At 31.5% G+C, this 12503-nt stretch carries 12 protein-coding genes; 3 read left to right on the plus strand and 9 right to left on the minus strand.

All coding sequences use genetic code 11. The features are described from left to right. Nucleotides 1–2 precede the first annotated feature (2 nt). Nucleotides 3–788, minus strand: a complete 786-nt coding sequence (locus tag ACJTHF_RS01555) for an SDR family NAD(P)-dependent oxidoreductase (RefSeq protein WP_058591505.1) — start codon at nt 786–788, stop codon at nt 3–5. A 19-nt stretch (nt 789–807) separates the two neighbouring features. After that, nucleotides 808–2028, minus strand: a complete 1221-nt coding sequence (locus ACJTHF_RS01560) for an ROK family transcriptional regulator (protein ID WP_078355572.1) — start codon at nt 2026–2028, stop codon at nt 808–810. 231 nt (nt 2029–2259) lie between these two features. Here ACJTHF_RS01560 and ACJTHF_RS01565 point away from each other — a divergent pair, with 231 nt between their 5' ends. Further along, entirely contained in the window at nt 2260–3627 is a 1368-nt protein-coding gene (locus ACJTHF_RS01565; RefSeq protein WP_048540197.1) for a sugar porter family MFS transporter, read from the plus strand. A gap of 67 nt (nt 3628–3694) precedes the next feature. Here ACJTHF_RS01565 and ACJTHF_RS01570 read toward each other — a convergent pair whose 3' ends face one another. Together ACJTHF_RS01570 and ACJTHF_RS01575 are read right to left on the minus strand one after the other, a co-directional pair. Beyond that, nucleotides 3695–3994 (minus strand): hypothetical protein, encoded by a 300-nt coding sequence (locus tag ACJTHF_RS01570; protein ID WP_232156548.1) that lies wholly within the window; start codon nt 3992–3994, stop codon nt 3695–3697. Nucleotides 3995–4062: 68 nt separating this feature from the next. Then, nucleotides 4063–4671, minus strand: coding sequence for a DUF3885 domain-containing protein (locus ACJTHF_RS01575; protein ID WP_153653792.1), 609 nt, complete (start codon nt 4669–4671; stop codon nt 4063–4065). A gap of 237 nt (nt 4672–4908) precedes the next feature. Between ACJTHF_RS01575 and ACJTHF_RS01580 the strand changes: the two genes are divergently transcribed. Continuing rightward, complete coding sequence (locus ACJTHF_RS01580; RefSeq protein ID WP_232156549.1) at nt 4909–5319, plus strand: AAA family ATPase; 411 nt, start codon at nt 4909–4911, stop codon at nt 5317–5319. Nucleotides 5320–5482: 163 nt separating this feature from the next. Here ACJTHF_RS01580 and ACJTHF_RS01585 read toward each other — a convergent pair whose 3' ends face one another. Further along, entirely contained in the window at nt 5483–6376 is an 894-nt protein-coding gene (locus ACJTHF_RS01585; RefSeq protein WP_232156550.1) for a DMT family transporter, read from the minus strand. A gap of 109 nt (nt 6377–6485) precedes the next feature. On the opposite strand from ACJTHF_RS01585, the gene ACJTHF_RS01590 reads away from it, so the two are divergent. Next, nucleotides 6486–7895, plus strand: a complete 1410-nt coding sequence (locus ACJTHF_RS01590) for a PLP-dependent aminotransferase family protein (RefSeq protein ID WP_325878630.1) — start codon at nt 6486–6488, stop codon at nt 7893–7895. Nucleotides 7896–8013: 118 nt separating this feature from the next. Here the strand turns inward: ACJTHF_RS01590 and sufB are convergent, their stop codons facing one another. The 4 genes from sufB to sufD are packed head-to-tail and all read right to left on the minus strand — an operon-like array spanning nt 8014 to nt 12471. Further along, nucleotides 8014–9411, minus strand: coding sequence for a Fe-S cluster assembly protein SufB (gene sufB, locus ACJTHF_RS01595; protein ID WP_025904379.1), 1398 nt, complete (start codon nt 9409–9411; stop codon nt 8014–8016). A gap of 46 nt (nt 9412–9457) precedes the next feature. After that, a complete protein-coding gene (gene sufU, locus ACJTHF_RS01600) occupies nt 9458–9898 on the minus strand; it encodes a Fe-S cluster assembly sulfur transfer protein SufU (protein ID WP_048540200.1) in 441 nt (146 codons plus the stop codon). Next, nucleotides 9888–11129, minus strand: a complete 1242-nt coding sequence (locus ACJTHF_RS01605) for a cysteine desulfurase (protein WP_078355570.1) — start codon at nt 11127–11129, stop codon at nt 9888–9890. Before ACJTHF_RS01605 ends, sufU begins: the two co-directional genes overlap by 11 nt. A 25-nt stretch (nt 11130–11154) precedes the next feature. Continuing rightward, nucleotides 11155–12471: a Fe-S cluster assembly protein SufD gene (sufD, locus tag ACJTHF_RS01610; RefSeq protein ID WP_058591560.1), complete on the minus strand. Its 1317-nt coding sequence runs from the start codon at nt 12469–12471 to the stop codon at nt 11155–11157. Nucleotides 12472–12503 lie beyond the last annotated feature (32 nt).

Genomic DNA, 12503 nt, shown 5'->3' on the forward strand with positions numbered 1-12503 from the left:
ACTTAATAGCCGTTTGCGTTGTATAAACGTGCAGATAAACCACCATCAATGACTAAGTGTTCACCAGTCATCATTTCAGAATCATCAGATGCTAAATATTGCGCTAATTTACCAATATCTTCTGGTTCATTAATTCTTGATGTCGCGTGTAAATCTAAGACGCCTTGTCTCACTTCATCTTCGTTTTCCATTGAATCAAACCAATTTTTCAAATGTGATGTGTTCGTAAATCCAGGACATATCGCATTTACACGAATATTGTATTTACCTAAACTTAACGCCATACCTCTTGTCATCGCATTAACGCCACCTTTAGCAGCAGCATACATATCAGTATCTGGTAAAGTCGCGATTGAATGGTTTGAAGAAATATTGATAATTGAACCGCCACCTTGTTTCTTCATTTCAGGGATGACATGTTTCGAACATAAGAATGTGCCTCTTAAATCAATATTGATAATAGAATCCCAATCTTCAACTGTTGCTTCTTCAATTGATTTAAACACTGTGATACCTGCATTATTAACGAGTGTGTTGATTTTTCCATAATGATTTACTGTTTCATTAACCATATTAATAATACTTTCTTCTTTAGATACATCTGTTTCAACAAAGTATGCGTCGCCACCGTTATCGATTATTTCTGCTACTGTTTCTTTACCAAACTCTGGATCAATTGTAGCAACGACAATCTTTGCTCCTTTACTGCCAAGTTGTTTTGCAATACCTTTACCGATTCCTTTTCCTGCGCCAGTTACAATAATGACTTGTTCATTTAATTCACTCATTTATAATTCCTCCTTATAATCATTTATTTGGTTTTGGTAGTGAGAATATTTCTTCTACTATTAAAGATGCTGCGCCAATCGTATATAAATCGTCCCCTAAAGCAGAAGTTACGATTGGAGTCTCTTTCGCATCTTCACCCATTACTTTTAACCGAATGATTGCTTTAATTTCTGTTAGTAAGAGATGACTAATTTTTGTTAAACTACCACCTAATACAATAAATTTTGGTCCAAATAAATTTATTAATATTGCAAAGCCTAAACCAAGGTTCCTACCAACTTCTTTAGCAATTTGGACACATAATTCATCGCCTTGATTCACTGCCTCATAAAAATCTTCAATACTTAATTCATCAATTTCAGACTGCATATTTAATAATTGACTTTTACGACCAATTTTTAATTGACGCTTAATCATTTTTAAAATTGCTGTTTCTGAAGTCAACGTTTCTAAACAGCCATAGTTACCACAAGAACATAATGGACCGTCTGGATCTATCGTGACATGTCCAATTTGACCTGTAATGTGGTGATTGCCTTTTAAAATCGATCCATTATTGATAATACTTGCACCTACACCATAGTCCACGATGACCGATATAAAGTTTGTTTCTTCTTTACCTTGGCCAAACCACATTTCCGCAAGTGCTGCACTATTACAATCATTATCAATTACGACCATCAAGTCTGTTTCAGATTCTAATATCGATTTAATTTCGATATTTCTCCATCCTAAGTTTGGCGCAAAGATATTTGTACCATTTTGAGTATCGACCAACCCGTGCATACCTACTCCAATACCAAGTACTTCAATTTGTTGTGCTGAATATTCTTCTGCAATTAAACGAATTTCTTGTCCTAAATAAACAATCATGTCATTCGGACCTTTTCGTAAATCCATTTCTATTTGTTTCTCAAATAAGATTTCTGCTCTCAAATTGCTGACAATTATACTCGTTCTATATGCACCAATTTCTAAACCAATCATCACTTTTTTCTCTTTATTAATATCAAGTGGTATAGGTTGTCTGCCTCTAACTTTTCTTTCCATTGCCTTCTCTTCTATCCATTGTTCATCAATTAATATTGAAACAATTTCTGAAACTGAAGGTCTTGATAAATCAATTCTATTCGCAATTTCTACTCTAGAGATTGGTCCATACTTTTGAATCGTCCTTAAAACAAGTTGCTTATTATAATCTTTCATTAAATTAATATTGATCCGAGATGATTGCTTCACGACAACCCTCCTTAACTTTAAGTAATTTATAATAACTAAAATAAATATTTTTATTCGTATTTTACTTGATTTTCTATTTGAAAAGGCTTACATTAATAATTAAATCAGATTCAAAGAGTAATTACAACTTTTTTAGTTATCTTAAATAATTAAATATCATCAACGAACCTCAAAATTTTATTTTAACTAAAGTTTCTGATGGCGTTATTAAAATTACATGGGGGTAATAAAATGGAAGCAAGCAATTATAGAACGAAGTTAATTTTCTTCCTAGGTGCTCTAGGAGGATTGCTTTACGGGTATGACACGGGTGTTATATCTGGCGCGTTGCTTTTTATAAAAAATGATATACCACTCACAAGTTTCACTGAAGGTTTAGTCGTGAGTTCAATGTTAGTCGGTGCAATATTTGGTTCAGGATTCAGTGGACCACTATCGGATAAACTTGGACGAAGAAAGCTCGTATTTGTTATTGCGATTGTCTTTATCGTGGGCGCATTAATTCTATCATTAGCACAATCAATGGTTATCCTAGTCATAGGTAGATTTATAATCGGATTAGCAGTCGGAGGCTCTACTGCAATCGTGCCTGTCTATTTATCAGAAATGGCACCTACTGACACAAGAGGTTCTTTAAGTTCATTAAACCAACTGATGATTACTATCGGGATTCTCGCTTCATATTTAGTTAACTATGCTTTTGCAGATATGGAGGCTTGGAGATGGATGGTTGGATTAGCAGTTGTCCCTTCTGTCATCTTAATGATCGGTGTTTACTTTATGCCAGAGAGCCCTAGATGGTTACTTGAACATAAAAGTGAAAAAGCCGCTAGAAAAGTTATGGCCATTACAAGAAAACAATCAGAAATTGATAAAGAAATTGACGAAATGAAAGAAATCATTCATATATCAGAAAGTACATGGACAGTCTTAAAATCTGTTTGGCTAAGACCCGTACTTGTTATAGGCTGTATATTTGCACTACTCCAACAAATCATCGGTATTAATGCCATCATTTACTATGCACCAACAATCTTTAGTAAAGCAGGTTTAGGAGATGCAACAGCTATTCTTGGAACAGTCGGCATCGGATCAGTCAATGTAATTGTAACGATATTTGCAATATATATAATGGATAAAATTGACCGTAAAAAACTACTTATTACAGGTAATATCGGCATGGTTTGCTCATTACTTATTATGGCAACACTCGTATGGACAATCGGATTACACTCAACAGTCGGTGCATGGATTATTGTCGCATGTTTAACATTATTCATTGTCTTCTTCGCATTCACTTGGGGACCAATCTTATGGATCATGTTACCAGAACTATTCCCAATGAGAGCAAGAGGCGCAGCAACAGGTATCGCGACATTATCCTTATCAATAGGCAGTTTATTAGTTGCACAATTCTTCCCACTACTCACATCAGTGATGGGAATCGAACAAGTATTTCTAATCTTTGCAGTCATCGGTATACTCGCAATGATATTTGTCATCAAATACTTACCAGAAACAAGAGGTAGAAGCCTTGAAGAAATCGAAGTAGACTTAAGAAATAGAACATCATCCGTTACATTATCTAAAATAGATTAAGGTATTGAAAAGCCCCGTAGAAATTCTACGGGGCTTTCTTTATCTGGTAGTATTATAAATCCAAAATTCACTTCTTTTCTATTATCATAAATAAGACATAAAACAATAAGAGAACTGAAAAACCTAATATAATAAAAAAGATTGATAATATAAAATTAAAATCATAAACTAAATCTCCAGCAACAATCAATACTGTTCCCAAAAATAAACAAGTAGAAAATATGTATGAGATTTTAGCTATATTTTCTGGATTTACTTTATCATATTCTATAGAAGCAATAATATTTATATTTTTAGATATTGCAACGTATATAGAAATGGTTAAAGAATCTACTAATATACATATATCTAGTACAATATTAAACACTGTCTACCTCCAAGCATTAATTATTATTGATTACTTTTTGAAATAAAGACACCTTATTATATGATAAATTAAATTTCATCATTATCAATATCCAATATTAAATGACTATACTTCTTAGAATATAGTAGATAATCTTCACTTTTATAAAAAGCTACCCAAAGACCTCTATCATCATATAAATGATATATTAAGTTTTTAGTATTATTGATTATATATATTTCTGAATAATTATAGTCCTGATTAATATTTGGAACTAATCCTTTAAAATCTTGATTGGAAATAGCCTTTAATAGCTTTTTATATTTTATATCTTTCCTTGAACAATTATATGAAAACTCTTCACACATAATATTATCATCATTCGTTTTTATGTATTCTTTAAAATAAGACAATTCATCTATAGTTAACGAAGTGAATTTCTTTATAATATTCGTTTTTTTGTAAGGCTTATTATAAACATATACAACATGAACTAAATTTATAGAATCTGAAGGTGAAAATAATTCTTCAAAAATGTTTATTGCATTTTTATATACAGTTAAAAAATAATCATTGTTAATAGTGACGCCATCTTCTAAAAGTTGATACTTATCATCACTTAAATTTAAATGAATAGCCTTTTGTAAATCTCTAAAATTCAATAATTTAATGTCCACGCTATCTGCATCAAAATACATAATATTCAGCACCTAATTTCCTATAACTTTTTAAATAAATATCCAATTATTAAGGAATTACTACTCAATAAACAAATATAAATACCTTTAATAATCGAATATTACTAATTCATATCATTCATTAAATTACAAATAATGTCAATATTCGCTTTGCATTTTTTAATATGAACAAATAGGCTATGATATAATAATAAATTATAAAACGAATATAGAATTTCTGTTTGGGTGTGAGATCATATGAAGAAAGTTGTTATACTTGGTTCAAGTGGTTCCGGAAAATCATATCTATCTAAAAAACTATCTAGAGAATTAAGTATCGAAGTGTATCATTTAGATAATTTAATGAGAAAATCAGACTGGAAACCTGTTAGTTATAAACAAAAGTGTGATATACAAAAGAAAATACTTAGTAATGACACTTGGATCATAGAAGGTAATTACACTAACATTCTAGATGAAAGATTATTAGAAGCTGATACTATCATCTTTTTAAATATTAATAAGTATAAATGTATTTTTAATGTAATTAAAAGAACATTTATCTATAGAAATAAAGATAGACCAGATAAGCCATACAATGCAATTGATAAATTAAACTTACATCTATTGATATGGACGTGGAATTTTGATAAAAATGAAAACCTGTAATTATAAAAAAAGTAAATAAGTTTAGTAAAACAAAACGCATAATCATATTAAATACTATTAAAAACATTAATAATTACTTTAATAATGTTACAAAATAGATAAACAGCTATAAGATTTGATTTAATAATAATTTCAAAAAACTCTCATTCAAATGAGAGTTTTTTTAATTTCTTTCTTTTACTGATATTAGAGTTACTCCAATAATAGTTATAATACCGCCAATTATAGCTAATTGTGATGGTATCTCTTGTAGTATCAAATAAGATAATATTAATGAAATAACTGGTCTTAAATAAAGAGACATTGTGGCTTCAGATGTACCAATTTTCTGTATTGTATAAGCTAAAGCAATATATGGAATCACACTAGGAAATATACCTAGATATATGACAGCTAAAACAGAAATATTACTTGCTGATTGTAATTCATTAATTGCATCAGGTAAAAATATAATTGTAAATATCGTACCAGAGATAATCGTATAAATTGTAAAAGGAATAAAACCATATTTATTCAAAAACTTATTTTGAAAAACGAAGTAAATGCTCTCACCTAACGAGGCAATCAAAACTAAAATAACCCCAAACCCCATTACTTTATTATTGCCACTACTTAAGCTTAATAATCCAACTCCCAAAAAAGCAATACATGAACCATACCATGATTTTTTTGTAAATCTTTCTTTTAAAAAATACTTTGCAAGTATAGCTGAGAAAATTGGAGTAGTTGAAACCAATAAACTTGCTACGCCAGCACTAATATAATATTCACCAAAACTTAATGCCACATGATAGATAGTAAATCCACTAAATCCAAGCAACATTATTAATGGGATATCATTTTTTTCAGGAAGTGGGTATTTTTTTATAACTGCCAGCACTATTAACACTATTGAGGCAATAAATAATCTTATCGCAGATAAATTCTCAGCTTTAAAATCTGCTAGAGCAATTTTAATCATTGGAAATGCAGATGCCCATAAAATAATGGTTAATGAAAAAGCGAATAATATGTATGGATCATATCTTGCATAACTATTCTTTTTAATTAAACTCATTTTATCCACTCTTTTCTTCATAAGATATTCTTATATTAAGGAAAATAATGTAAAATAAGTACAACCAATTATATTTATAATCATACAACCAATTTTTGAGAGGTGATTTATCATTAAATATAAAGAAATAGCTTCATATATACGGGATAAAATAATGCGTGGTGAATGGTTTTATGGAATGCGTATTCCTTCCCAAAGAGTTTTAGCAAAACAATTTAAGGTGAATAGAGTAACTGTTATCAAAAGTATAGAGTTATTAGAAGCAGAAGGCTTTGTTTATACTATGATTGGAAGTGGTACTTACGTAAATAACTATTTTGATGAAGGTTACATTTCAACTAAATGGACAGAAATGATGAAGTGGTCTTATAGTAGTAGGAGTGATTATACAGTACAATTAATTAATAAATTTGAAACTGATTTAAATTACATTCATATTAGTAAAGGTGAGCTATCTGAAGATCTACTACCTCATTTATATTTAAAAAATGCTTTAAAAGAAGTTTCAAAATATATAGGTAATTTATCTTTTGGCTACAATAATGGATTTGGATATAATAAATTACGTAAATTAATAGCAAATAGATTAAAACATGAAGGTATAAATGTTACCCAAAATAATATCCTTGTAACTTCAGGGGCACTTCATGCAATTCATCTATTAACAACTGGTTTTTTAAGTCAAAACGCATTAGTATTTTCGTTTACTCCTTCATACATTGATTCAACTCATATCTTTAACACGTCTAATTTAAAACAAATAAAGATTCCATATAGCAATAATCAACAATTTAATAAGACAATTCAAAAATATCATCACTATAAAGACAAAGTAATATATGTAGAATCTACATTTAACAATCCTACTGGTCAGTCTTTATCATCTCATAGTAAAGAAAGCATCATTAAGTTAAGTTGTCGGCACAATATACCTGTAATTGAGGATGATATCTATAGAGATTTATGGTTTGAAGAAAAGCCCTCTCCTCCATTAAAATCATTTGATAATATTGGTAAGGTTTTTTATATAAGTAGTTTTTCAAAAACTCTTGCACCTGCATTAAGAATTGGTTGGATCGCCGCTTCAGAAAAAGTTATAGAACAATTAGCCGATATCAGAATGCAAAGTGATTATGGTTCTAGTATATTATCACAAGCAGTTGTATATGAAATGCTTAAAAGCGGTGACTATGATATTCATTTAACAAGACTAAGAAAAATTTTAAAAGATAAACAAAACTTTATGCTAACAATATTAGATAAACTATTCTCTACAATAGCTACATGGCATATACCATTAGGAGGATTTTTTATATGGATAAAGTTTAAAGATGATGTAAATACGAAGAAATTATTTTTAGACTTACTTCATAAAGAAAAAATTTTGTTGAACCCAGGATTTATCTATGGTGGCGAAGAAAATACTATTCGATTATCTTATTCATATGAAACTACAGATAATATAGAGTTCGCACTTCATAAAATTCATGAGTACGTAAAACATTGCATAGATAATTAACCAAATAAAAAAGCACGATAGATTACACAAATTTGACAACATTTATAAAGTAAATGGTATCGAATTGGTATCAATCGTGCTTTTTTTATCTACAATAGTATTGGAATATGGTTAAAACTTATCCAATTGAACCTTCCATTTCGAATTTGATTAGACGGTTCATTTCTACTGCGTATTCCATTGGTAATTCTTTTGTAAATGGTTCAATAAAGCCCATTACGATCATTTCAGTTGCTTCTTCTTCTGAAATACCACGGCTCATTAGGTAGAATAATTGTTCTTCAGATACTTTAGAAACTTTCGCTTCGTGTTCTAATGAAATGTTATCGTTCATGATTTCATTGTAAGGAATTGTATCTGATGTAGATTCGTTATCCATAATTAATGTGTCACATTCAATGTTTGAACGTGCGCCAGTTGCTTTACGTCCGAAGTGTACTTGACCACGGTAAACAACTTTACCGCCATTTTTAGAAATTGATTTAGAAACAATTGTTGATGACGTATTTGGTGCTTTATGAATCATTTTTGCACCAGCGTCTTGAACTTGTCCTTTACCTGCAAGTGCGATAGATAAAGTCATACCTCTAGCGCCTTCTTCAAGTAAGAAACAAGATGGGTATTTCATTGTTAATTTAGATCCTAAGTTACCATCAATCCATTCCATCGTACCATTCTCATATACGAAAGTACGTTTTGTAACTAAGTTATAAACATTGTTAGCCCAGTTTTGGATTGTTGTATAACGGCAGTATGCATCTTTCTTAACGATAATTTCAACTACAGCTGAGTGTAATGAATTAGTCGTATAAACAGGTGCTGTACAACCTTCTACATAGTGTACTGAAGAACCTTCATCAGCAATAATTAATGTTCTTTCAAATTGACCCATGTTTTCAGAGTTAATTCTGAAGTAAGCTTGAAGTGGTGTTTCTAATTTTACGCCTTTTGGTACGTAAATGAATGATCCACCAGACCAAACTGCTGAGTTTAATGCTGAGAATTTATTATCTGCAGCTGGAATAACACTTGCGAAATATTCTTTGAATAATTCTTCATTTTCACGTAATGCTGAATCAGTATCTTTGAAGATAATACCTTGTTCTTCTAAGTCTTGTTCCATGTTATGGTAAACAACTTCTGATTCATATTGCGCAGATACACCTGCAAGATATTTTTGCTCTGCTTCAGGAATACCTAATTTATCGAAAGTATTTTTGATTTCTTCTGGTACTTCATCCCATGAACGCTCTGAACGTTCTGATGGTTTAACGTAGTATGTGATTTCATCAAAGTTTAACTCTGTTAAATCGCCACCCCACATTGGCATTGGCATTTTGTAAAATTGTTTTAATGATTTCAAACGAAAATCAAGCATCCATTGTGGTTCGTCTTTCATTTCAGATATTTTTTTAACGATTTCTTCTGTTAAACCTCTACCTGAACGGAAAATAGAAACGTCTTCATCATGGAAGCCATATTTATAATCTCCAACTTCTGGTGATTTTTTAGCCATTTTCTTCACTCCTCTTTTATAATAGCGTTCGCCCATTTTTCAAAAGTTACGCGTTATTTTGCTCTTTTGTTCCTTTTTCAAATGCTTTCCATGCTAAAGTAGCGCATTTGATTCTTGCTGGGAATTTAGATACACCTGATAGTGCTTCTATATCTCCCATTTCTTCTGTAATTTCGTAGGATTCACCAAGCATCATGTTTGAGAATTCTTGACTCATTTCTAATGCTTCTTCAATTGTATGACCTTTAACCGCTTCAGTCATCATAGATGCGCTAGACATTGAAATAGAGCAACCTTCACCTTCAAACTTAGCATCTTTAATAACATTATCTTCTACATCTAATGTTAAGCGGATGCGATCTCCACATGTCGGATTGTTCATATCTATTGTTAGAGAGCCATCTTCAAGAACGCCTTTATTACGAGGATTCTTATAGTGGTCCATAATGACAGAACGGTATAGTTGATCTAAATTGTTAAAATTCATAAGAGAAAAACTCCTTCGCGCCATTTAGTGCCTGAATGAGTTGGTCAACATCTTCAGTAGTATTATAAATATAGAAACTTGCTCTTGCTGTTGAAGATTGGTTTAACCATTTCATTAATGGTTGTGCACAGTGGTGACCTGCTCTTACAGCTACGCCTTCAGAATCTAATGCTGTTGCTAAATCATGTGGGTGAACACCTTCTACATTAAATGTAATTAATCCAGCTCTTTTTTCAGGTGTAGGTCCATATATTTCAAGTCCATCAATTTTAGACATTTCATTGTAAGCATAATTCACAAGATCATACTCATGTTGATGAATGTTATCTAAACCGATAGCATCAATATATTTAATCGCTTCAGCTAAAGCAATTGCTTCTGCAATAAGCGGTGTACCAGCTTCGAATTTCGTTGGTAAGTCTGTCCATGTTGCATCTTCTAATCCAACAAAATCAATCATATCTCCACCAAATTCGATTGGTTCCATCTTATCTAATAAATCACGTTTACCATATAAGACACCTATACCAGTAGGGCCTAACATTTTATGACCACTAAAGCTAAAGAAGTCTACATCTAAATCTTGAACATCCACTTTCATATGTGGTGCTGACTGCGCACCATCTACTGCAATAACAGCATTATGACGATGTGCGACTTCTGCAATATATTTAACATCATTGATTGTACCTAATACGTTAGACACATGAGCGACTGCGACAATTTTAGTTCGATCATTTATCGTACTTTCGATTGCGTCTCTTTCAAGTTCGCCACTTTCTGACATTGGAATAAATTTAAGTTTAGCACCTGTTCTTTTAGCAAGTTGTTGCCATGGCACGATATTCGCATGATGTTCCATTTGTGTGACGACAATTTCATCATCTTCAGAAATATTTGCATCACCGTAACTATGCGCCACTAAGTTGATTGCAGTTGTAGTTCCTCTTGTGAACACAACTTCTTCAAAATATTGTGCATTTATAAATCTTCTAACAGTTTCTCGTGCTTTTTCATAAGCATCCGTAGCAAGTGTACCAAGTGTATGCACACCTCGGTGAACATTAGAATTATAACGGTTGTAGTAATCTACAATGCTATCAGTGACTTGAGTAGGTGTTTGACTTGTGGCTGATGAATCTAAATACACGAGTCTACTACCGTTAACTTGTTGTTCTAATATCGGAAAATCTTTTATAATTTTTTCTACATTAAATGTTGATTCGGCCACATTATCAGACCTTTCTGTGCCTTTTTTATATTTGTGTTGTTACTTTTAATTCAATAACTTCACGTAATTGACGTTTAACGTCTTCGATTGGCAATGCAGATACAACTGGATCAAGGAAACCGTGAATAACTAAACGTTCTGCTTCTTCACGAGAAATACCTCTACTCATTAAGTAATAAAGTTGAGTTGGATCTACTCTACCTACTGAAGCTGCGTGTCCTGCTGTTACATCATCTTCATCAATTAATAAGATTGGGTTTGCATCTCCACGTGCTTTTTCAGATAACATAAGAACACGAGATTCTTGTTGAGCATCTGCTTTCGTACCACCGTGTTTGATATAACCAATACCATTAAAGATTGAAGAAGAACTATCTTTCATAACACCATGTTTCAATATATGGCCATTAGATTCTTTACCATATTGAATAATTTGTGTTGTAAAGTTTTGTTTTTGTTCTCCACGACCAACTACGACTGTTTTTAAGTTACAGTTTGAACGATCACCCATTAAATAAGTCGTGTTGTCGTTAATTGTACTACCATCATTCATTAAACCTAAAGCCCAATCAATTGTAGCATCAGCTGCTGCTGTACCACGACGGATAATGTGACCAGTAAAGCCTTTATCCATGAAATCAACTGTACCATAAGTAATGTTTGAGTTTGCACCAGCAATTACTTCAGAAACGATGTTTAATTGACCTTCGTTTGAAGATACTGTAGATAAATAGTTTTCAACGTATGTTAATTCTGCACTTTCTTCAGTTACGATAATCGCATGGTTGAAGAAACTTGCATCACTATCATCATGTAATACAACGTATTGAACAGGATCTTCTACAACAACATTTTTAGGTACATATACAAATACACCACCGTTAACTAATGCTGCGTGTAAAGCTGTTAATCTATGTTCATCAACTTTAACTGCGTCAGTCATGAAGTATTTTTGTACTAATTCACTATTTTCAATTAAAGCTGTTTTTAAATCTTTAATAACAACGCCTTGTTCGACTAATTTTTCATCTACTTTAGTAAAAGCAGGTGTATTATTATGTTGAACAATTAAGTTTGTAGCATTTTCAGTATCGATAATTTTACGAACTGATTCTGGTAAATTGTCGATAGTATCAAATGTTTCACTTGTAACAGCATGTGTTTTGAATGAATCAAAATCCCATCTGTCAATTTTTGTTTTGTCTGGTTTAGGCATTTCTAATGTATCTAATTTTTGAAAACTTTCTTTTCTTAAATCAGTCATCCATTGTGGTTCATTTTGAGATGCTGAATAATTAACTAAGTCTTCAACGTTAATATTTAACTTTGTTTCAGTTGCCATTTATACTCCTCCTACTTGACTATCATGATCAT

It is taken from the genome of Mammaliicoccus sp. RAM2, assembly GCF_045897195.1.
In the GTDB taxonomy this organism is placed as follows: domain Bacteria; phylum Bacillota; class Bacilli; order Staphylococcales; family Staphylococcaceae; genus Mammaliicoccus; species Mammaliicoccus sciuri.

Bases quoted from the DNA above. Each gene is read 5' to 3' on its own strand.
- ACJTHF_RS01555 (WP_058591505.1), bottom strand. From the start codon at position 788: ATGAGTGAATTAAATGAACAAGTCATTATTGTAACTGGCGCAGGAAAA.
- ACJTHF_RS01565 (WP_048540197.1), top strand. From the start codon at position 2,260: ATGGAAGCAAGCAATTATAGAACGAAGTTAATTTTCTTCCTAGGTGCT.
- ACJTHF_RS01575 (WP_153653792.1), bottom strand. From the start codon at position 4,671: ATGTATTTTGATGCAGATAGCGTGGACATTAAATTATTGAATTTTAGA.
- ACJTHF_RS01580 (WP_232156549.1), top strand. From the start codon at position 4,909: ATGAAGAAAGTTGTTATACTTGGTTCAAGTGGTTCCGGAAAATCATAT.
- ACJTHF_RS01585 (WP_232156550.1), bottom strand. From the start codon at position 6,376: ATGAGTTTAATTAAAAAGAATAGTTATGCAAGATATGATCCATACATA.
- sufB (WP_025904379.1), bottom strand. From the start codon at position 9,411: ATGGCTAAAAAATCACCAGAAGTTGGAGATTATAAATATGGCTTCCAT.
- sufU (WP_048540200.1), bottom strand. From the start codon at position 9,898: ATGAATTTTAACAATTTAGATCAACTATACCGTTCTGTCATTATGGAC.
- sufD (WP_058591560.1), bottom strand. From the start codon at position 12,471: ATGGCAACTGAAACAAAGTTAAATATTAACGTTGAAGACTTAGTTAAT.